Source organism: Anoxybacillus sp. EFIL (genome assembly GCF_013096955.1).
GTDB classification, from domain to species: Bacteria; Bacillota; Bacilli; order Bacillales; family Anoxybacillaceae; genus Anoxybacillus; species Anoxybacillus ayderensis.
The window spans coordinates 151,364-172,398 of sequence record NZ_SDLH01000001.1; the positions used below are offsets into that span (position 1 = coordinate 151,364).

At 46.0% G+C, this 21,035-nt stretch carries 18 protein-coding genes and 1 other annotated feature; of the genes, 2 read left to right on the top strand and 16 right to left on the bottom strand.

Annotated features, from left to right (window positions below; all coding sequences use genetic code 11):
• The first annotated feature begins 64 nt into the window (after nucleotides 1-64).
• Entirely contained in the window at nucleotides 65-1,777 is a 1,713-nt protein-coding gene (locus ES017_RS00745) for an Rqc2 family fibronectin-binding protein (RefSeq protein WP_021094264.1), read from the top strand.
• A gap of 83 nt (nucleotides 1,778-1,860) precedes the next feature.
• Here ES017_RS00745 and ES017_RS00750 read toward each other — a convergent pair whose 3' ends face one another.
• The gene (locus tag ES017_RS00750; RefSeq protein ID WP_021094265.1) at nucleotides 1,861-2,004 is read right to left on the bottom strand and encodes a hypothetical protein; all 144 of its coding nucleotides are present in this window, start codon (nucleotides 2,002-2,004) and stop codon (nucleotides 1,861-1,863) included.
• Between the two features lie 111 nt (nucleotides 2,005-2,115).
• Nucleotides 2,116-2,811, bottom strand: coding sequence for a hypothetical protein (locus tag ES017_RS00755; protein WP_042533821.1), 696 nt, complete (start codon nucleotides 2,809-2,811; stop codon nucleotides 2,116-2,118).
• Nucleotides 2,812-3,036: 225 nt separating this feature from the next.
• Between ES017_RS00755 and ES017_RS00760 the strand changes: the two genes are divergently transcribed.
• On the top strand, nucleotides 3,037-4,047 hold the full coding sequence (locus ES017_RS00760; RefSeq protein ID WP_171334607.1) for a hypothetical protein: 1,011 nt from the start codon (nucleotides 3,037-3,039) through the stop codon (nucleotides 4,045-4,047).
• 39 nt (nucleotides 4,048-4,086) lie between these two features.
• Here the strand turns inward: ES017_RS00760 and pyrE are convergent, their stop codons facing one another.
• From pyrE to ES017_RS00830, 14 genes are all read right to left on the bottom strand, one after another.
• Nucleotides 4,087-4,701 (bottom strand): orotate phosphoribosyltransferase, encoded by a 615-nt coding sequence (pyrE, locus tag ES017_RS00765; protein ID WP_021094901.1) that lies wholly within the window; start codon nucleotides 4,699-4,701, stop codon nucleotides 4,087-4,089.
• A complete protein-coding gene (gene pyrF / locus ES017_RS00770) occupies nucleotides 4,701-5,414 on the bottom strand; it encodes an orotidine-5'-phosphate decarboxylase (RefSeq protein ID WP_021094900.1) in 714 nt (237 codons plus the stop codon). Before pyrF ends, pyrE begins: the two co-directional genes overlap by 1 nt.
• Complete coding sequence (locus tag ES017_RS00775) at nucleotides 5,386-6,324, bottom strand: dihydroorotate dehydrogenase (RefSeq protein WP_021094899.1); 939 nt, start codon at nucleotides 6,322-6,324, stop codon at nucleotides 5,386-5,388. The genes pyrF and ES017_RS00775 overlap by 29 nt, the downstream gene beginning before the upstream one ends.
• On the bottom strand, nucleotides 6,321-7,085 hold the full coding sequence (locus tag ES017_RS00780; protein WP_021094898.1) for a dihydroorotate dehydrogenase electron transfer subunit: 765 nt from the start codon (nucleotides 7,083-7,085) through the stop codon (nucleotides 6,321-6,323). The genes ES017_RS00775 and ES017_RS00780 overlap by 4 nt, the downstream gene beginning before the upstream one ends.
• A complete protein-coding gene (carB, locus tag ES017_RS00785; RefSeq protein ID WP_171334608.1) occupies nucleotides 7,082-10,273 on the bottom strand; it encodes a carbamoyl-phosphate synthase large subunit in 3,192 nt (1,063 codons plus the stop codon). Before carB ends, ES017_RS00780 begins: the two co-directional genes overlap by 4 nt.
• A complete protein-coding gene (locus ES017_RS00790) occupies nucleotides 10,266-11,360 on the bottom strand; it encodes a carbamoyl phosphate synthase small subunit (RefSeq protein WP_171334609.1) in 1,095 nt (364 codons plus the stop codon). Before ES017_RS00790 ends, carB begins: the two co-directional genes overlap by 8 nt.
• Entirely contained in the window at nucleotides 11,360-12,643 is a 1,284-nt protein-coding gene (locus ES017_RS00795; protein WP_019418363.1) for a dihydroorotase, read from the bottom strand. Before ES017_RS00795 ends, ES017_RS00790 begins: the two co-directional genes overlap by 1 nt.
• A complete protein-coding gene (locus tag ES017_RS00800; protein WP_009373559.1) occupies nucleotides 12,609-13,535 on the bottom strand; it encodes an aspartate carbamoyltransferase catalytic subunit in 927 nt (308 codons plus the stop codon). Before ES017_RS00800 ends, ES017_RS00795 begins: the two co-directional genes overlap by 35 nt.
• Nucleotides 13,536-13,678: 143 nt before the next feature.
• Nucleotides 13,679-14,971: a solute carrier family 23 protein gene (locus ES017_RS00805; RefSeq protein ID WP_009373558.1), complete on the bottom strand. Its 1,293-nt coding sequence runs from the start codon at nucleotides 14,969-14,971 to the stop codon at nucleotides 13,679-13,681.
• Nucleotides 14,972-15,091: 120 nt separating this feature from the next.
• Entirely contained in the window at nucleotides 15,092-15,628 is a 537-nt protein-coding gene (pyrR, locus tag ES017_RS00810) for a bifunctional pyr operon transcriptional regulator/uracil phosphoribosyltransferase PyrR (protein ID WP_021094892.1), read from the bottom strand.
• Between the two features lie 367 nt (nucleotides 15,629-15,995).
• On the bottom strand, nucleotides 15,996-16,907 hold the full coding sequence (locus ES017_RS00815; protein ID WP_171334610.1) for an RluA family pseudouridine synthase: 912 nt from the start codon (nucleotides 16,905-16,907) through the stop codon (nucleotides 15,996-15,998).
• A complete protein-coding gene (gene lspA / locus ES017_RS00820) occupies nucleotides 16,889-17,371 on the bottom strand; it encodes a signal peptidase II (RefSeq protein ID WP_171334756.1) in 483 nt (160 codons plus the stop codon). Before lspA ends, ES017_RS00815 begins: the two co-directional genes overlap by 19 nt.
• A gap of 75 nt (nucleotides 17,372-17,446) precedes the next feature.
• A complete protein-coding gene (gene ileS / locus ES017_RS00825) occupies nucleotides 17,447-20,200 on the bottom strand; it encodes an isoleucine--tRNA ligase (RefSeq protein WP_171334611.1) in 2,754 nt (917 codons plus the stop codon).
• Nucleotides 20,201-20,247: 47 nt separating this feature from the next.
• Nucleotides 20,248-20,463, bottom strand: a binding site (T-box leader).
• A gap of 44 nt (nucleotides 20,464-20,507) precedes the next feature.
• A complete protein-coding gene (locus ES017_RS00830) occupies nucleotides 20,508-21,011 on the bottom strand; it encodes a DivIVA domain-containing protein (protein WP_009373553.1) in 504 nt (167 codons plus the stop codon).
• Nucleotides 21,012-21,035: the final 24 nt, after the last annotated feature.

Sequence of the window (21,035 nt, forward strand, 5' to 3'; positions counted from 1 at the left end):
TATTCAGGCATGTACAAAAAAATGATATGGTATAATGAAAAGAAAAAAGAGAAAGGTGTTTTCGATGTCGTTTGACGGAGTATTTACATATGCAATGACAAAAGAATTACAGCGCACGCTTGTCGGGGGGCGCATTTCAAAAATTTATCAGCCATTTCCATCCGAATTAGTGCTTCATATTCGTTCGCACGGAAGCAATTATAAATTGTTATTATCTGCTCATCCGACGTATGCGCGCGTCCATTTGACGAACGAGACGTACGATAATCCTCATGAGCCGCCGATGTTTTGTATGCTTCTGCGCAAACATATTGAAGGAGGCGTCATTGAAGCGATTACGCAAGTCGATTTTGATCGCATCATCATCATTCATGTCAAAGGAAGAAATGAGCTCGGCGATGTATGTACAAAACAGCTCATCGTTGAATTGATGGGCCGCCACAGCAACATCGTTCTCGTCGATGAACAGACGAATACGATCATCGATAGCGTCAAACATCTCTCCCCTGCGGTGAACCGATATCGAACGGTGCTCCCTGGGGCGCCTTACATATTGCCCCCATCGCACGACAAAATCAATCCGCTTCACGCGACGGAAGAGACGGTGTTAAAAAAGATCGATTTTCTCGCAGGAAAACTAGCCGATCAACTCGTTGCCACATTTACGGGCATTTCGCCGCTTTTTGCGCGCGAAGTCATCTATCGCGCAGGGCTCGCTAACCGAGCGACGTTGCCGAAAAGTTTTATCACGCTTATGGAAGATGTGCGAAACGAGAAATTTGCTCCATGTATATATACAAACGGGACAAAAGACGTATTTTATGCGTTGCCGCTTACCCATATCGAAGGGGAAGGAAAACATTTTGCTACGTTAAGCGAGATGCTTGACCGTTTTTATTTCGGCAAAGCAGAACGCGATCGCGTGAAACAACAAGCGCACGATTTAGAACGATTTGTCGCGAATGAAAAAGCGAAAAATGAAAAGAAGCTGTTGAAACTTCAACAAACGCTTGAAGAAGCAAAACAGGCGGAACAATATCGGCTATATGGGGAATTGTTGACCGCAAATCTTTATGCTATGAAGCGAGGAATGAGCGAAATCGAAGTCGTCAACTATTATGACGAAAACGGTGTCACAATCACCATTCCGCTTGATCAACAAAAATCGCCGTCAGAAAATGCACAAAGCTATTTTCAAAAATACCAAAAAGCGAAAAATTCGCTTTCCATCGTGCAGGAACAAATTGGGCGGACGGAAGAAGAAATCATATATTTCGATACGCTTTTGCAACAGCTTGAAACGGCATCACCGAAAGACATTGACGACATTCGCGACGAGTTAATCGAACAAGGCTATTTGCGCGCCAAAGCGACAAAACAGAAAAAACAAAAGGTGCGCACAATCGAACTCGAACGCTACGTATCAAGCGACGGCACCGACATTTTCGTCGGCAAAAACAACAAACAAAACGACTATTTAACAAACAAATTCGCAAGCAAAGACGACATTTGGCTTCATACGAAAGACATCCCAGGCTCACACGTCGTCATTAAAAGCAAAAATCCATCAGAACAGACGATCATCGAAGCTGCCCACTTGGCCGCTTACTTCAGCAAAGCGCGCCACTCAAGCTCCGTTCCGGTCGACTACACGCGCGTTCGCTATGTCAAAAAACCGAGCGGCGCCAAACCCGGCTTTGTGATTTATGAAAACCAGCAGACGATTTACGTCACGCCGGATGAGGAGATGGTGGTGAGGATGAAAAAACCCGTCTAGGTAGGCGGGTTTTTCATTTTCGTCAACATATTTTGTTATTTGGTTCATCACCAAAAGATGTACTTGCACCTGCCACTAAGCATTTACGATTCCTTTTTATTTTTTATCTCCTTTAATAACTCGATAATTGTATCATTTTGTCTTTTTATTGTTTTAAGAGTTTTTTCTATTGTACTAGTTGAAAAAAAAATGATGATAATTAAAGCTATCCCGACAATCCAGTCCATTAAATCCCCCCTATTTTACTTTACCGAAAATAATAAATAATACAATCGATCAATCGCTACTAAAATTCTAATTGCATAATGGTGCTCAACTAGTTAAAAAGTCAAAAGAGCTCAATAATAGTTCAAACGAGCATAGGCATTATCGTTTTCCACACAAAGTGTCAATGTTCTAGATAATGTATACAAACCCGACTTATGAGTGAATTGATTTGTATAATCAGCTTTAGCTGCTACTGAACTCGTTTCAACTTTCTGCACAATTTCAAATCTTTTCTCCACAACAGTGTACAACACCGCGTCTACTCCTTGGTTATAAATTGAGGAAATCATATCATATCCATCCTGAACTAAGGAGATTTTAGCATTAAAATATATGTCCCAAATCCCGTCGTAGTACCTTACTTTAATAGTACAATTTTTATAACCTGAACCAGATTGACAAGAATTATAAGATACTGTACCAGTTGCATAGTCAAAAGCAGTCACAACAGGACTTGAATTCGACACACTAATCTCTATTCTTGAACCATCACTAAACTCAATATATTTCTTTCCATCAGTTAAACTAACAACTAGGTCTTCTCTTTTTTTATCAAGTTCGTCTGGCTTTTGACTATCTAAAAGTTCACCATTCCTCACTTTTTCTACAAGCTTACTCGCGGTCTCTTCATCAATTCCCATCTGTAAAAAATTCTCTCTGACTTGTTCAAGTTGCTCATCTGAAACTATTGTTTGTGCACTTGTATGTTGCGAACTTATAACCAACCCAAAAAACATACAAAAAATAAAAAGAATATATTTTCTCATTTTTCCACCTCCTACCTCGAATATTATCAAGCATTTTATTTTTTATCAATTAATAAACACTTAAGTTATGAAAAACTTTTTATAACAATATATTACTATTTTACATGGACAATATATGTACCTAAAGAAAAAAATTCAAAAATTTTTTGTCATATTTTCTGTTTCGTCTCTCTTCTTTCTGTCGAATGGTGGTATAATAGAATCGGAAAAAAGGAGGTGAACGTGATGGAGCAGCTGTTGCAACGCATTTTTGACGAGTTGGCATTTTTGCGCGCGAACATGGCAACAAAAGATGATGTCGCCGCGTTAAAAGATGATATTCGAGCGTTAGAAAGTCGCGTCAGCCATATTGAACAGACGATGGCGACAAAAGATGATATCGCTAGCATCGAGCAACGTATGGCGACGAAAGACGATATTGCTGCTATGGACAAGCGCATCAAACAGATCGAACAGACGATGGCGACGAAAGATGATATCATCAGCATCGAACAGCGCATGGCCACAAAAGATGACATCATCAGCATCGAACAGCGTATGGCGACGAAAGAGGATATCGTTGCTATGGACAAGCGCATCAAACAGATCGAACAGACGATGGCGACGAAAGATGATATCATCAGCATCGAACAGCGCATGGCCACAAAAGATGACATCATCAGCATCGAACAGCGTATGGCGACGAAAGAGGATATCGTTGCTATGGACAAGCGCATCGAACAGATCGAACAAACGATGGCCACAAAAGACGATATCGCTAGCATTGAGCAGCGTATGGCGACGAAAGAGGATATCGTTGCTATGGACAAGCGCATCGAACAGATCGAACAAACGATGGCCACAAAAGACGATATCGCTAGCATTGAGCAGCGTATGGCCACGAAAGACGATATCGTTGCTATGGACAAGCGCATCGAACAGATCGAACAGACGATGGCCACAAAAGACGATATCGCTAGCATCGAACAGCGTATGGCGACGAAAGAGGATGTGGCGCTTGTGCCAGCGATTCGTGAAATGGTTGGACAATTAATGGAACGAATGACTGTTGTTGAGTTGCACGTACAAGAAATTCCAATGATGAAACAACAAATCGAACAGTTGTCGCAACAAATGCAAGAAGGGTTTGAAAAGTTAGATCATCAAGAAACTGTCCTGCAAGCACTTTCACTCCGTTCGATTCAACAAGCAAACGATATCCACTATTTAAAAACAAACGCGATTTCCACGAAATAATGATAAAGGGTGTCCGGCTTTCGTTGGACACCCTTATTGTTATGCTTCTAGCTGTTCACGCCAATGGTGCAGCGTTGTTTGCTCTTCTTTGGTGATGATGCCAAGTTCCGCCGCTGTTTCCATGAGCGTATCGTAGTCGGTGACGGTATAGTATGGGACTTGTTCTTGTTGAAATGCTCGCTTTCCTTTTTCTAATCCGTATGTAAAAATTGCAACGACACCGAGCACGTTGCATCCCGCTTCACGCAAGGCGCGCACCGCATGCAATGAGCTGCCGCCTGTTGAAATTAAATCTTCGACGACGACGACGTGTTGCCCTTGTTCTACTTTCCCTTCAATTTGCTTTCCTTTTCCGTGTCCTTTCGCTTGACTGCGAACGTAACACATCGGCATATTCAACCGCTCGCTCACCCATGCGGCATGGGGAATGCCTGCCGTCGCTGTGCCAGCGATGACTTCTACATTCGGAAAATGCGTGCGAATGAGTGATGTCAGTTCTTCGGCAATGGCCTGTCTAACGGCGGGGTACGCTAACGTCAAGCGATTGTCGCAATAAATCGGCGATTGTATGCCTGAGGCCCACGTAAACGGTTCGTTTGGACGCAACGATACAGCACCGATCGAAAGAAGTTGTTTTGCGATTTCTTTTTTCATTATTGTCCACCATCCCATTCTCGTTTTAGACGCTCATATGCGGCATATGGATCATATGCTTTTGTAATGCTTCGTCCGATGACGATATAATTTGTTCCAAGCTGTTTCGCCTCATACGGCGTGACGATGCGCACTTGGTCGTCTGCGTTGTCGCCCGCAAAGCGAATGCCTGGCGTGACGGTAATAAACGATGTGCCAAACGATGCGCGAAGAAGCGGCACTTCTTGGGCGGAACAAACAACGCCGTCAAGCCCGCTACGGTATGCGAGCGTGGCATAATGAACGACCGTTTCTTTCATCGGGCGATCGATGAGCAGTTCATCACGGAGAACTCGTTCGCTTGTGCTCGTCAATTGCGTAACGGCAATGCAACGTGGACGGCTCATCCCGTGTGGTGTTCCTTCTTCTAATCCTTCGATCGCCGCACGCATCATCGCACTTCCTCCTGAAGCATGAACGTTTACTAAATCAACGCCTAGTTTTGCCAACCCTTTCATCGCTTGTTTTACTGTATGTGGAATATCATGAAGCTTTAAATCTAAAAAAATATGATGACCTTTCTGTTTCAGTTCGTCAATCATCGCTGGACCTTCTTGAAAATATAGCTCCATCCCGACTTTTAAAAAGAGCGACGTATCGGAAAATAGTTGTAAAAACGTCCGTACTTCTTCTTTGGATGCAAAATCAAGTGCCACAATAAACGGTTTGTCCATTGTTCCATCCCCTTCCCGTACATTGTGAAATATGATCGATACGAAGTTCATCTAAAACATTTGGCAAGTCGCGAATAATGTTTGGACAAACGTACGGGTCGATGAAATTGGCTGTACCGATCGCGACCGCGCTCGCACCGGCATAAAAAAATTCGATGACGTCTTCCGCGCTTTCAATGCCGCCCATGCCGATAATCGGAATCGATACCGCTTGGCTCACTTCATAAATCATTCGAATCGCAATCGGCTTAATCGCTGGGCCAGATAACCCGCCTGTTCGGTTCGCTAAAATCGGCTTCGCTGTTTTCACATCGATGCGCATGCCTAATAACGTATTAATCATCGTCAGCCCGTCCGCCCCTGCTTGTTCAACCGCTTTCGCCATCGCGACAATGTTTGTGACATTCGGGGATAGTTTCACATAAACAGGCACGTCCGACACTTCTTTTACCGCCCTCGTCAGCTCCGCAGCGATTTCTGGAACGGTTCCGAATGCGATGCCACCCTTTTTCACGTTCGGACATGAAATGTTCAACTCGAGCGCATGAACGTTTGGCGCTTTTGAAATGCGCCGAGCAACTTCTACATATTCTTCTACGGTCGAGCCGGCCACGTTGGCGATAATCGGCACGTCATATTGCGCTAACCACGGCAATTCTTCAGTGAGCACCACATCGACACCTGGATTTTGCAATCCGATCGCATTTAACATGCCGCTTGGCGTTTCCGCTACGCGCGGCGTCGGATTGCCGAAGCGCGCTTCAAGCGTCGTCGCTTTAATCATGATCGCCCCAAGCACGCTTAAATCATAAAATTTCGCGTATTCTCGTCCAAATCCGAAACAGCCGGAGGCAGGCATAATCGGATTTTTTAATGAAAGTCCTGGCAACTCCACTGCTAATCGATTCATAACACGACCTCCCCCGCCCGAAATACCGGACCGTCGCTACATACTTTTTTATATGCCGTTTCGCTATGCGGCACGCGGCATACGCAGGCAAAACAAGCACCGACACCGCATCCCATTCGTTCTTCAAGCGACAAATATACGTCTTGATGCGGAAACTCGTTTGCGAGCGCCCGTAGCATCGGCTTCGGTCCGCATGCGTATAACACATGAAACGAAAGGCGATGGTGATGAATGACGTCGGTGACAAATCCTTTCATGCCGTACGAGCCGTCTACGGTCGCAACGTACGTCTCGCCAAACGATGCGAATCGCTCCTCGTAAAATACGACATCTTTCGTTTGAAAGCCGAGCACAATCGTCACAAATACTCCTTTGTTCACTAGTTGTTTTGCCAATTCATATAACGGTGGCACACCGATTCCCCCACCGACAAGAAGCGCGCGTTGTCCGCTTGACAGCGCAGAAACCGAAAAACCGTTTCCGAGCGGACCGAGCACATCGACCGTGTCTCCGGGCAATTTTTGCGAAAGGAGCATCGTTCCTGCCCCTTCCGCGCGGTAAATGATCGTACATTCATTCGCTTCTTGATTGATGTCGCAAAGGCTGAGCGGACGTCTAAGTAGCGGTCCGCTGTTTGCCACTTTCATATGCACAAACTGTCCCGGTGTACGCATGCGCTGAACGAGCGAGCCAGCGAGCGTCAATTCATAAATGTCTTTTGCGATTTGGCGGTTAGCGATGATCGTCATATTCTCCTTCATACATTCACCTTCTTTTCCGTCATCGCCATTGTCGAAAACGTCATCGCTTCTAAAACGAGAAGCATCGCTTTCGCCGTATCGAGCGACGTTAAACACGGAATGCCGTTTTCGACTGCCTCGCGACGAATGCGGAAGCCGTCGCTTTCCGTTTCTTTTCCTTTTGTTAATGTGTTAATGACGACTTGCGCTTTGCCTTGACGAATCACATCAAGAATGTTTGGTGAACCGGTATGAATTTTATTGACGACGGTTACCGGAATGTTCGCTTCCCGTAACGTTTGTGCTGTGCCGTTTGTCGCAAGCAGCTGGTAACCGATATGGTAAAACCGGCGGGCGATGGCGATCGCTTCTTCTTTATCTTTGTCGGCGATCGTCAACAACACAGCACCGTATGGACGAATATGAATGCCGGAAGCGACAAGTCCTTTGTAAAGCGCCTTCGCAAACGTTTCATCTTTTCCGATCACTTCACCTGTCGATTTCATTTCTGGTCCGAGCGAAATATCGACGTTGCGCAATTTCGCAAACGAAAAGACAGGGGCTTTCACATATACACCGTCGCTTTCTTCTTTTAATCCGGTGTTGTAGCCAAGCGCTTGCAACGTTTCTCCTAAAATGACTTTTGTTGCTATGTTGGCCATCGGCACGTTCGTAATTTTACTTAAAAACGGAACGGTTCGGCTCGAACGCGGATTCACTTCTAGTACGTACACCTCGCCTTCATACAATACAAACTGAATGTTCAACAGTCCGACGATGCGCAACCCTTTCGCGAGTGCAATCGTATAGTCGACAATTTTTTGTTGAATGTCTTTTGATAACGTTTGTGGCGGATATACGGCAATCGAATCGCCTGAATGGACGCCCGCGCGCTCAATATGTTCCATAATGCCTGGAATAAACACGTCTTCTCCGTCCGAAATCGCGTCGACTTCGATTTCTTTTCCGATTAAATAACGGTCGATGAGTACTGGATGTTGCGGATTTACTTTGACCGCATGTTCCATATAATGAAGCAATTCTTCTTCCTTATACACGATTTCCATCGCCCGACCGCCAAGAACGTACGATGGTCGAACGAGAACAGGGTAACCGATTTCGTTCGCAATATGGACTGCTTCTTGTACGGAACATGCTGTTTTTCCTTTCGGTTGCGGAATGCCGAGTTGCGCAAGCGTTCGTTCAAATTTGTCGCGGTTTTCCGCACGATCTAAATCTTCAAGCGATGTGCCGAGAATGCGCACGCCGCGCGCAGCTAATTCCGCCGCCAAGTTGATCGCTGTTTGTCCACCAAATTGGACGATGACACCAATCGGCTGTTCTAAATCGATGACGTGCATCACATCTTCAATCGTTAACGGTTCAAAGTACAACTTATCGGAAATGCTAAAGTCGGTTGACACCGTTTCTGGATTGTTGTTAATGATGATGGCTTCATATCCCGCTTCTTTAATCGCCCATACACAATGAACGGTCGCGTAGTCAAACTCAATTCCTTGCCCGATCCGAATCGGACCAGAGCCGAGAACGACGACACTTTCCCTCGCGGTCACGATCGATTCGTTTTCTTCTTCGTACGTGCTGTAATAATACGGCGTTTCGGATTCAAATTCCGCCGCACACGTATCGACCATTTTATATACAGGTGTGATTTTGGCGCGTTTCCGCATCTCATATACGTCGCGTTCAGCCATATGCCAAAGTTTAGCGATCGCCACATCAGAAAAGCCCATTTCTTTTGCTTGTTGAAGAACAGTCATATCGCCAACATGGTCGCGTAAAACCGTTTCGAAGGCGACGATACGGGCGATTTTCGTTAAAAAGAACGGGTCGATTTGGCTCCATACATGCACTTGTTCGACCGTTATGCCGCGGCGAAACGCTTCGGCGATGTAAAATAGACGCTCATCGCCCGCTTTTCGAATGCGTTTTTGCAGCAAGGCGTCATCGACTTGTTCTTTTAACTCGAGATGATAGACGTTCGTTTCGAGCGAGCGTACCGCTTTTAATAGCGACTCTTCAAACGTGCGCCCGATCGCCATCACTTCCCCAGTCGCTTTCATTTGCGTGCCGAGATGGCGGTTCGCTGATTCGAATTTATCGAACGGAAAGCGCGGAATTTTTGTAACGACGTAATCGAGCGTTGGCTCAAAGCAAGCGTACGTTTTTCCTGTGACCGGATTCATCATTTCATCAAGCGTTAAGCCAACCGCAATTTTTGCTGCTAGTTTGGCAATCGGATACCCCGTCGCTTTAGATGCAAGCGCCGATGAGCGACTGACGCGCGGGTTTACTTCAATGACGTAATATTGAAAACTGTGCGGATCAAGAGCGAGCTGGACGTTGCATCCCCCTTCGATACCGAGCGCGCGAATAATGTGAAGCGAGGCGTTTCGCAACAGTTGATATTCGCGATCGCTTAACGTTTGGCTCGGAGCGACGACGATGGAATCGCCCGTATGAATGCCGACAGGATCAATATTTTCCATATTGCAAACGACGATCGCGTTGTCTTTTGCATCGCGCATAACTTCGTACTCAATTTCTTTATAGCCTGCGATACTTTTTTCTAATAAACATTGATGAACCGGACTCATTTTTAAACCGCTAGAAACGATGTCGACAAGCTCTTCTTCGTTCGTACAAATGCCCCCACCTGTTCCACCGAGCGTAAATGCTGGGCGGACGATGACCGGATAACCAATTTGTTCAACGAACGCATACGCTTCTTGTAAACTATGAACGATGGCGCTTTCCGGCACCGGCTCGCCAAGTTCGTTCATGAGCGCGCGAAATTGTTCGCGGTCTTCTGCTTTTTCAATCGCTTCTAATTTCGTGCCGAGAATTTCAACGCCACATTCCTCAAGCACTCCTGCTTTCGCTAATTCGACCGCTAAATTTAGCCCCGTTTGCCCACCAAGCGTCGGCAAAATCGCATCCGGACGCTCTTTCCGAATGACGCGCGAGACAAATTCAAGCGTTAACGGCTCCATATACACTTTGTCAGCAATTTCTGTATCGGTCATAATCGTTGCTGGATTGGAGTTGACGAGAATGACTTTATATCCTTCTTCTTTTAATGCTAAACATGCTTGCGTCCCTGCGTAATCAAACTCTGCTGCCTGACCGATGACGATCGGTCCTGAACCGATGACAAGAATCGTTTCAATATCTTGGCGTTTAGGCATGAACGACCCCTCTTTCTTTTTTAAACTGTTCAATCATCGCAATAAAATCATCAAATAAATCGTTTGCATCTTCTGGTCCCGGTGACGCTTCTGGGTGGTATTGCACCGTAAATGCCGGAACGTCGCGATGGCGAAGCCCTTCAATCGTTCCGTCGTTTAAAGCGATATGTGTCACTTGTAACCGCGTGCGTGCAAGCGACTGCTCCGTGACGGTGTAGCCATGGTTTTGTGAAGTAATGGCGACTTTTCCTGTTTCGATATGTTGAACCGGATGATTCGAGCCGCGATGACCGAACTTCATTTTTTCCGTATTCGCCCCGCAAGCGAGTGCAAACAGTTGATGACCGAGACAAATTCCAAAAAGTGGAGCGTGACCGAGTATGCCTTGAATCATATGAATCGCCTCTGGTACATCTTTCGGATCCCCCGGCCCGTTCGATAACATGACTCCATCCGGATGTAGCTGCAACACTTCTTCCGCCGTTGCATTGTATGGCAGCACGATGACGTCGCAATGACGTTTATTTAACTCGCGCAAAATACCGTGCTTCATGCCAAAGTCGATTAAAACGACGCGATGACCGCGCCCCGGACTAGCGTACGCACTTTTTGTCGATACGCGCTTCACTTGATCGCGTATAAGCTCTGTTTCTTTTAAGTACGCGATCGCCTCTGTCACCGAAACGTCCATGTCGCAAATCATCCCTTTTAACGTGCCGTGTTGACGAATGATGCGCGTCAGCTTGCGCGTATCTACTCCTGCTAATCCGGGAATGTTTTTCATACGTAAATATTCGTCAATCGTCATTTCACTTCGCCAATTGGACGGAGATAGGCACGCTTCTTTCGCAACAAACCCGAACACGTGCGGTTCGATCGATTCGAAATCGTCGCGGTTTACGCCGTAGTTGCCGATCAACGGATATGTCATCGTTACAATTTGTCCGCAATACGACGGATCAGTTAAAATTTCTTGATATCCTGTCATCCCTGTGTTAAAAACGACTTCACCAACTGTTTGCCTTTTACTTCCGAACGCTTCTCCAACAAAACGTGTACCATCTTCTAAAATGAGTTGTCGTTTCATCACTCTCTCCCTTTCTGCCAAACAATGTTTCCGTCGACGACTGTCATCGTCGGCCATCCTTTACACGTCCAGCCTGCAAATGGCGTGTTTTTTCCTTTCGAAACAAACGTAGCCGGATCAATCACTTGTGTTGTATGTAAATCGATGACAACGAAATCTGCTTTTGCGCCAACTTTTAATTGTCCGCCATCGAGACGAAACGTCTCCGCTGGTTTTTTCGACAACCAATCGATGAGCTGTTTTAACGTACATACTCCTTTTTCAACAAAATGTGTATATAAAAGCGGGAAGGCCGTTTCTAATCCGACAATTCCAAATGGGGCAAGCACCATCCCTTCACTTTTTTCTTCTTCCGTATGCGGTGCATGGTCGGTGGCAATGAAATCAATCGTTCCATCAAGCAATCCTTCGATTAACGCTTGTTGATCTTCTTTCGTTCGCAATGGCGGATTCATTTTAAAATTCGCATCGAGCGAAGGAATATGTTCCTCACAAAGCAACAAATGGTGCGGCGTTACTTCGGCAGTGACGCGAATGCCTGCCCGCTTCGCCTCGCGCACGATGCGTACCGACTGTTTCGTACTGATATGGCAAACGTGATAATGACAGCCCGTTGCCTCCGCTAATAACACATCGCGCGCAATATGTACAGCTTCGCAAACGGAAGGAATGCCAGAAAGCCCATGTCGTTTCGCAAATGCCCCATCGTGCACGCACCCTTTATACGTCAACGTTTCATCTTCGCAGTGCGCAACGATCGGCATATCAAGAGCGGCGGCTTGTTGCATCGCTTCATACATCATGCGTGCGCTTTGTACGCCAACGCCATCGTCTGTAAACGCAAATGCCCCTGCTTCTTTTAATGCGGCAAAATCGACAAGCTGTTTTCCGGCTTGGCGTACAGTAATGGCCGCATACGGCAAAACGCGCACGTGCGCTGTTTCGCGAATGCGATGGACGAGCCATTCCATTTGTTGTTTCGTATCTGGAACAGGTTTTGTATTTGGCATCGCCGCAATCGTTGTAAATCCGCCTTTTGCCGCAGCGAGCGTACCTGTCGCAATCGTTTCTTTATGTTCTCCCCCCGGTTCGCGCAAATGAACGTGAACGTCAATAAACCCCGGAGCGACAAACTGTCCGTTTACGTCAATCACTTCATCATGATCGTCCTCATCCATATGAGAAGCGATATGAGTAATACGACCTTCATCGATTTTTATATCAGCCGAGATGAACTCGCCTTGTTCGTTAAGCAAGCGCGCACGTTTGAATATGGTAGCCATTTTGTGTCCCTCCTTTTTGTAATGCGCGTTTCAATACAGCCATGCGCACGTATACGCCGTTTTCCATTTGTTTAAAAATGCGAGACCGTTCGCATTCAACGAGTTCGCTTGCGATTTCTACATCGCGATTCACAGGGGCAGGATGTAAAATGATGCTCGTTTTCTTCATTTGTTTTTCTCGTTCGATCGTTAAGCCATATTGCTCGTGATATTGCTCTTTTGTCCAACCCATTTTTTCGTCATGGCGCTCGTGTTGAATGCGAAGAAGCATCACGACATCCGCCTCTTTTACTGCCGTATCAAGATCGACGTATGTGCCATAACCGTTTTCTGTATCTTGCCATTCCGGCGGGCTGCAAAATAAGACGTTTGCACCTAGCCTTGTTAATATTTCAGCATTAGAACGCGCCACTCGGCTATGACGAATGTCACCAACGATCGCCACATCAAGCCCAATAAATGTGCCAAATTGTTGACGAATGGTCATTAAGTCGAGCAACGATTGCGTCGGATGATGACCGCACCCATCGCCTGCGTTAATGATCGAAATGTCAATCGCATGACGGAGCGGTTCAAAATAATGATCGGATGGGTGGCGAATGACAACGGCTTCCACGCCGATTGCTTGCAACGTCCGAATCGTATCATACAACGTTTCTCCTTTTTGGACGCTCGACATATCTGCATCAAACGGAATGACTTCAAGCCCGAGTTTTCGTTCCGCCATTTCAAAGCTGCAACGCGTCCGCGTGCTCGGCTCAAAAAATAAGTTGGCGACAAACGTTTGTTTATTCACTTTCCATGTTTCCCCGTTCGCAAATCGTTCCGCTTCATGCAAAATGGCAAGCACATCATCAACCGATAACTCTGCTAACGTTAGTAAATGGTTCATGAAACATTCCTCCTTTTTAGTAAAAAAACACCTTGCCAAGCGAGGCAAGGTGTTTGAAAACATGAGGAAAGAGACCGTTTGAGCAAACGGATTTCCTCATTCACACCTTTGTAAGCCTCGCTGGACTTCTTTTAAAAGGTGTGTTATGCAACATCGTGTGTTTGTTCAAATACGCTATCATTCACTTTCGGACGACCCGGCAAGATGAGATTTAAGATGATGCCTGTTATAGCGGCAAGCGCCATGCCGTGCACTTCAAATTGTTCCGATACTTTCACGACCGCATCGCCAATTCCAATGACGAGAATGACGGATGAGATCACTAAGTTTCGCTTGTCGCCAAAGTCGATGTTGCTGTCGACAAGCATGCGTAAACCAGAAGAGGCGATAATGCCGAACAGTAAGATCGATACGCCACCCATGACTGGTGTCGGAATCGAACTAATGAGCGCCGTCACTTTTCCTAAAAATCCGAAGGCGATGGCGAGCACAGCTGCACCAGCTAACACATATACGCTATATACGCGCGTAATCGCTAATACACCGATGTTTTCTCCGTATGTCGTCTTCGGTGGACCGCCGATGAGAGCTGAAATCATCGTCGCTAATCCGTCACCGAGAATCGAGCGGTGTAACCCCGGCTCTTTAATGTAGTCGCGTCCGACAACTTTACTTAACACTAGCTGATGACCGATATGTTCAGATAACGTGACGATGGCGACAGGGACCATTAATAGCACAATATCGAGCGTCACGCGCACATCGTAATGAACGAACGGCAATAAGAAATCTGGCATTTCAATCCATTTTGCTTTCGCAACCCCGGATAAATCTACCACACCAATGGCTAACGCGTATACGTAACCGACGATAATTCCCATGAGTACAGGCACAAGGCTAAACATTCCTCTTGATAAAATCGAAAACATAATTGTTGCGGCAAGCGTGACAACAGCAACAGAAAAGTGCGTTAAACTATATTTTCCATCTGGACCGTTCATCGCCATGCTGACAGCGACGTTTGCTAATCCTAATCCGATGACGATAATGACCGGACCGACGACGATCGGCGGAAGTAAATTCATAATCCAACGATAACCTGCTTTTTTAATCGCTAAAGCGACGATGCCGTATACAAGCCCCGCTAAAAAGCTACCGATCATCGCTGCTCCTGGTCCGCCTGTTGCTTTTGCTGCAATAATTGGCGTAATGAACGCAAACGATGAACCGAGGTAAGCAGGAACTTGCCATTTTGTAACGATTAAAAAGGCGATTGTGCCAAGTCCGCTTGAAATGAGCGCCATCGCTGGACTTAATCCGACTAAGTATGGCACTAAAATCGTAGCACCAAACATCGCAAATAAATGTTGTAAACTAAGTGTCATGAGCTGTCCAAAAGAAGGAACATCTTTCACATCTAAAACCGGTTTGTTCATTTTCTCTCTCCCTCTCTATTTTTAATAAAAAACCCTCTTTGTCCGTACGAAGGCACAAAGAGGGTATAGGAAACGAATCCCCTTTGTCAGCCTCGCTGGACTGCCTTTAAAAAGGGTGCTTTATTCATGTATGCTCACTTGATCGATGTCATCCACTTCTTTTAATTCGACGACGATCATTTCTGCGCTAGATGTCGGAATGTTTTTGCCGACGAAATCGGCGCGAATCGGTAGTTCGCGATGACCGCGGTCAACGAGAACAGCTAGTTGAATTTGCGCTGGGCGACCGAGATCCATGACGGCATCCATCGCTGCGCGCACCGTTCGTCCTGTAAATAACACATCATCGACTAAAATGACTTTTTGATTTGTAACGGAAAACGGGACGTCCGTTCCTTTCACAAGCGGTTCACGATCTTCTGTTTTTACCGTTAAATCGTCACGGTATAACGTAATATCTAACTCACCGACCGGAATGGATGTTCCTTCAATTTGTTCAATGCGTTCGGCTAATCGTTTCGCTAAGTAAATGCCGCGCGTTTTAATGCCGACGAGCACGCAGCCATCAATGCCTTTATTGCGCTCAATAATTTCGTGAGCAATGCGCGTTAACGCGCGTCGAATCGCTTGTTCATCAAGGACAACTGCCTTTTGCATCGTCTCACCTCCATATCAGAAAAGCACAAAGCGCCCGCCTATCGGCGAAGAGTGCACAAGCCCCACCGAGGAGAGCTCGAACCAAGCGGTCGCTTGGTTCTGCGTGGGTAACATCACTGAAGCGTCTCAATGTGTCGCCGCCACAGTGTGGGGCGGAGCAACTCGAGCCGATGGCGCTTGGAGCTAGACAGCTCTGCAAACTGAAAATTTTATACTTTCTTGATCACAAAAAACCCTCTCACCGTTTGGCGAGAGGGTACATGTAGGCATACGTCACCTACTAAATCCGACACCTTCTCAGCCTCACGGGACTGAATTTAAAGGTCTTGTTCACTTGAACTCATTTTACGTTTCTTTTTTTGTTTTGTCAACGATTATTTCGCAACATATCGAGCAATCGTTCAAATTCATGAGGAAGCGGGGCTTCAAACTGCAAATATTCGCCTGTCCGCGGGTGATGGAATCCTAATACGCCCGCATGAAGCGCTTGTCCGTCAATCGGCAACGTTTTGCGCGGACCGTATTTCGGATCTCCGGCAAGCGGGTAGCCGATATATTTCATATGAACGCGAATTTGATGCGTTCGCCCTGTTTCGAGCTGACATTCGACGTACGTATAATGTTCAAACCGTTCAAGGACGCGAAAATGCGTCACCGCTTCTTTCCCGTTTTCAACAACCGCCATGCTTTGTCGGTCGCGCGAGTCGCGTCCAATGGGCGCATCGATCGTTCCGTAATCGTGAGGGATGACGCCATGAACGATCGCATGATATTTCCGCGTCACTGTTTTATTAACAAGCTGATTGACGAGCGATTCGTGGGCGAGATCGTTTTTAGCAACCATTAATAAGCCGGACGTATCTTTATCGATGCGATGAACGATGCCCGGACGCAATACGCCGTTAATTCCTGAAAGATCTTGACAATAAGCAAGTAACGCATTGACGAGCGTTCCGCGCATATGACCTGGCGCTGGATGAACGACCATGCCACGCGGCTTGTTGACGACTAATACATCAGCATCTTCGTAATAAATGTCGAGCGGAATCGACTCAGGCTCGACATCTAACGGCTCAGGGTTTGGAATGGAAATGACGACTTCATCATCGACGTGGCATTTGTAGTTCGGCTTTACCGCTTTCCCGTTGACGAGCACGTGTCCTTCTTTTAGCCATTGTTGCACTTGAGAACGCGACCATTGTTCATTTAAGCCAGCGATAATTTTATCAATGCGTTCCCCATCATGTTGTTCTTCAATCGTTAGTTGAATTTGCTCCATCGCTCATTCCCTTTCGTTTTTTTTTCTTCCAACCATGTTTGGATAAACAAAAGCGTCACACCAACCGTTAATGCGGCATCGGCGACGTTAAAAATCGGAAAGCTGTAATCGAAAATATACGTATGTACAAAATCGACGACTTCTTTTCGAAACACGCGATCAATAAAGTTGCCGATCGCCCCGCCAAGCATGAGCCCTAGAGAGATCCCAAATAACCGCTCTGTCGGCTTCAAGCGCTGAATATATACGATAATCCCAATGACGACAACAATCGTAATGAGATAAAATAACCAAAATTGCCCTTGCAACATGCCCCATGCCGCTCCGCGATTGCGATGAGACGTAATGTACAACACGTTTTCGATGACACGAATGCTTTCACCTAATTCCATATAGCGAACGACGAGCCATTTCGTCCATTGATCGATGATAATGACGACAAAAGCAAGCAAATAATATAACATCATACCCCTCCAAAGCGAAATTCTTTTTCATTTTATCATAAACAATCCCCCCTTAAAAGAGAGGGGGGATGTCGGTTATTGCTTGACAATTGCCGCACAACGTGGACATAGCTCTGGGTGGTTGGCATCTTCGCCGACCGTTGGTGTCACAACCCAGCAACGCGCACACGTTTTTCCTTCTGCTTGTTTGACGACGATCGCTGTTTTTGTAAATGTTTGCGCCTCGCTTGGTGCGTCCGCAAACGTTCCACCGATCGAAAATGCTGAAACGATTAATAGTTGTTTCATATCTTCTTCAATCGAATCGATGAGCGCTTTCGTTTCGTCTGTCGGATATAAAATGACGTGCGCAGTGAGCGACTTACCGATTAGTTTTTCATTGCGCGCCACTTCTAACGCTTTTAACACTTCGTCGCGCAACTCCATAAATGCATCCCATTTTTTAACGATGCGATCTTCATCATCCATACGCACCGCTTCTGGCATATCGACAAGTTGCACACTTTCTTCTTTTACGTACGGAATGTATGACCATACTTCATCTGCTGTATGCGGTAAAATTGGCGCAACAAGTTTCGTTAACGCAACAAGCGTTTCGTACAACACCGTTTGAATGGAGCGACGCTCATGGCTATTTGCCGCTTCAATGTACAATACGTCTTTCGAGAAGTCGAAGTAAAACGCGCTTAAATCAACGGTACAGAAGTTGTTCACTTCATGGTAAATGGTCGCAAACTCATACGTTTCATACGCTTGTTTTACTTTTTCAATTAAACGATTCAGTTTAATGAGCATATAGCGATCGACTTCGCGCAATTCATTGATCGCCACGCGTTCTGCCGGATTGAAATCGAATAAGTTACCGAGCATAAAGCGGAACGTATTGCGAATTTTTCGATACACTTCAGCGACTTGTTTTAAAATGTTATCAGAAATGCGCACGTCTGCTTGATAATCGACAGAAGCAACCCAAAGGCGCAAAATGTCCGCACCGAGCTGTTCCATCACTTTTGCCGGCACGACGACGTTGCCGAGCGATTTGCTCATTTTCCGTCCTTCGCCATCTAATACGAATCCGTGGCTTAAAACGCCTTTATACGGCGCTTTTCCCGTCACGGCAACCGCTGTAGAAAGCGACGAGTTAAACCAACCGCGATATTGGTCGGAACCTTCTAAGTAAAGGTCGGCTGGACGTTGTAAATCCGCGCGTTCTTCCAACACCGCTTGATGAGAAGAACCGGAGTCAAACCATACGTCCATAATGTCCGTTTCTTTCGTAAAGCGTCCGTTCGGGCTACCTGGATGCGTAAACCCTTCTGGAAGTAAATCTTTTGCTTCACGTTCAAACCAAACGTTAGAACCGTATTGGCGGAATAAGTTCGATACATGTTCAATCGTTTCGTCTGTAATAATTGGCTCGCCATTTTCCGCATAAAAGACAGGGATCGGCACACCCCATGCGCGTTGGCGGGAAATGCACCAGTCACCGCGATCGCGAATCATGTTGTGAATGCGAATTTCACCCCATGCTGGCACCCATTTCGTTTCTTCAACCGCTTGCAACAGTTGCTCGCGAATTTTATCGATGGATGCAAACCATTGCGCAGTCGCTCGGAAAATCGTTGGTTGCTTCGTCCGCCAATCGTGCGGATATGAGTGAGTAATAAACGATAGTTTTAACAGGGCGCCGACTTCTTGTAGTTTTTCCGTAATCGCTTTGTTCGCATCATCGTAAAACATGCCGGCAAACCCTGGCGCTTCTTCTGTCATATAGCCGCGCTCGTCAACTGGACAAAGCACACCTAAGCCGTATTTTTGGCCGACAATAAAGTCGTCTTCCCCGTGTCCTGGGGCCGTATGGACGCAACCTGTTCCAGCGTCCGTTGTGACGTGTTCACCACAAATAACGAGCGAATCGCGGTCGTAAAACGGATGTTTCGCCACGACGTACTCAAGCTCGCTTCCTTTGACTGTTTTTAATACCGTCACATGTTCCCAACCAATTTCTTTTTGCACCGATGAAAGCAACTCGAATGCGACAACATATTTACGACCGTCTGCTTCAACGACGCTATATTGTAGCTCTGGATGAACAGCAATGCCTAAGTTCGCAGGAATCGTCCATGGCGTCGTCGTCCAAATGACGATATGTTCATCACCATTTAGCACACCTTTTCCGTCTTTGACAGGAAAAGCAACGTAAATAGACGGCGACCGTTTATCTTTATACTCAATTTCTGCTTCCGCAAGCGCTGATTCGCTTGATGGAGACCAATATACCGGTTTTAACCCTTTGTAAATTAACCCTTTTTTCGCCATTTCGCCAAACACTTTAATTTGTTGTGCCTCGTATTCTGGCGTTAACGTAATGTAAGGATTGTCCCAGTCGCCGCGCACGCCAAGTCGTTTAAATTGCTCGCGCTGACGGTCAATTTGCTCATATGCATATTGCTCACATAATTTCCGAAATTCAGCAACGCTCATTTCTTTTCGATTGACGCCTTTATTTTTCGTAAGCGCCGTTTCGATTGGCAGCCCGTGCGTATCCCACCCCGGCACGTACGGTGCACAATAGCCGCTCATCGATTTATAGCGAACGATGAAATCTTTTAAAATTTTATTGAGCGCATGACCCATATGAATGTCACCGTTTGCATACGGCGGTCCGTCATGTAGCACAAACAACGGACGATCTTTCGTGCGCTCTTGCACTTTACGGTAAATGTCCATCTCTTCCCATTTTGCTTGTATTTGCGGTTCGCGTTGCGGAAGATTGCCACGCATCGGGAAATCAGTCTTTGGCATCAGTAACGTATCTTTGTAATCCATGATGTGAAAACCTCCTTTTATGTAAATAAAAAAACCTTCTCATGCCCAAAAGGGACGAGAAGGTCTCGCGGTACCACCCTTATTGACTATGTTTCCATAGTCCACTCGACATTCGTAACGGGAATGACGCGCCGCGTCCTACTACTCATTCGGCACGGAACTCCGGGGTGATTTTCATTCCTTCGCTTATGCCGAGCTTCCACCGCCCTCGACTCGCTGAAATAAGCTGTTGAAAGAACTACTGTCCCCTTCATCGTTTTTCTTATATAACTGTAATCGATATTATAGGCAATAACAACGCCGCTCGTCAAGACTCTGCTATTTCTTGTATTTCTTCATCATCGAGCTTATAATCTAATAAATGATCCCAGTCACCGTTGTTTAGCATATCAAGCTGTGCTTCAATTAACATTTTAAAACGATTGCGGAACACTTTCGCTTGACGCTTTAATTCTTCCACTTCCATCGCAATTTTTCGCGTTTTTGCAAGCGCTTCGCTAATGATGCGATCCGCGTTTTTCTCCGCTTCTTTAATGATGAGCTTCGCTTCTTTTTGGGCGTTTCGCTTCACTTCTTCCGCCGTTTCTTGCGCGATTAAAATCGATTTATTTAACGTTTCTTCAATATTTGTAAAATAGTTGAGCCTTTCTGTCAGCTCTCGCACTTTTTCTTCAAGCTGTTTTTTTTCACGCAAAATCATTTCGTAGTCTTTAATGACTTGATCTAAAAACTCGTTTACTTCATCTTCATCATATCCGCGAAAGCCTCGGCTAAATTCTTTATTATGAATATCTAACGGCGTTAACGGCATGTGGCCCACCTCCATCTTATGTAC

Bases quoted from the DNA above. Each gene is read 5' to 3' on its own strand.
- ES017_RS00775 (WP_021094899.1), bottom strand. From the start codon at position 6,324: ATGAATCGATTAGCAGTGGAGTTGCCAGGACTTTCATTAAAAAATCCG.
- ES017_RS00745 (WP_021094264.1), top strand. From the start codon at position 65: ATGTCGTTTGACGGAGTATTTACATATGCAATGACAAAAGAATTACAG.
- lspA (WP_171334756.1), bottom strand. From the start codon at position 17,371: ATGTTATATTATTTGCTTGCTTTTGTCGTCATTATCATCGATCAATGG.
- pyrR (WP_021094892.1), bottom strand. From the start codon at position 15,628: ATGCAAAAGGCAGTTGTCCTTGATGAACAAGCGATTCGACGCGCGTTA.
- ES017_RS00800 (WP_009373559.1), bottom strand. From the start codon at position 13,535: ATGAACCATTTACTAACGTTAGCAGAGTTATCGGTTGATGATGTGCTT.
- ES017_RS00815 (WP_171334610.1), bottom strand. From the start codon at position 16,907: ATGGAGCAAATTCAACTAACGATTGAAGAACAACATGATGGGGAACGC.
- ES017_RS00830 (WP_009373553.1), bottom strand. From the start codon at position 21,011: ATGCCGTTAACGCCGTTAGATATTCATAATAAAGAATTTAGCCGAGGC.
- ES017_RS00795 (WP_019418363.1), bottom strand. From the start codon at position 12,643: ATGGCTACCATATTCAAACGTGCGCGCTTGCTTAACGAACAAGGCGAG.
- ES017_RS00790 (WP_171334609.1), bottom strand. From the start codon at position 11,360: ATGAAACGACAACTCATTTTAGAAGATGGTACACGTTTTGTTGGAGAA.
- pyrF (WP_021094900.1), bottom strand. From the start codon at position 5,414: ATGGACAAACCGTTTATTGTGGCACTTGATTTTGCATCCAAAGAAGAA.
- ES017_RS00750 (WP_021094265.1), bottom strand. From the start codon at position 2,004: ATGGACTGGATTGTCGGGATAGCTTTAATTATCATCATTTTTTTTTCA.
- ES017_RS00755 (WP_042533821.1), bottom strand. From the start codon at position 2,811: ATGAGAAAATATATTCTTTTTATTTTTTGTATGTTTTTTGGGTTGGTT.
- ES017_RS00780 (WP_021094898.1), bottom strand. From the start codon at position 7,085: ATGAAGGAGAATATGACGATCATCGCTAACCGCCAAATCGCAAAAGAC.
- ES017_RS00760 (WP_171334607.1), top strand. From the start codon at position 3,037: ATGGAGCAGCTGTTGCAACGCATTTTTGACGAGTTGGCATTTTTGCGC.
- carB (WP_171334608.1), bottom strand. From the start codon at position 10,273: ATGCCTAAACGCCAAGATATTGAAACGATTCTTGTCATCGGTTCAGGA.
- ileS (WP_171334611.1), bottom strand. From the start codon at position 20,200: ATGGATTACAAAGATACGTTACTGATGCCAAAGACTGATTTCCCGATG.
- ES017_RS00805 (WP_009373558.1), bottom strand. From the start codon at position 14,971: ATGAACAAACCGGTTTTAGATGTGAAAGATGTTCCTTCTTTTGGACAG.
- pyrE (WP_021094901.1), bottom strand. From the start codon at position 4,701: ATGAAAAAAGAAATCGCAAAACAACTTCTTTCGATCGGTGCTGTATCG.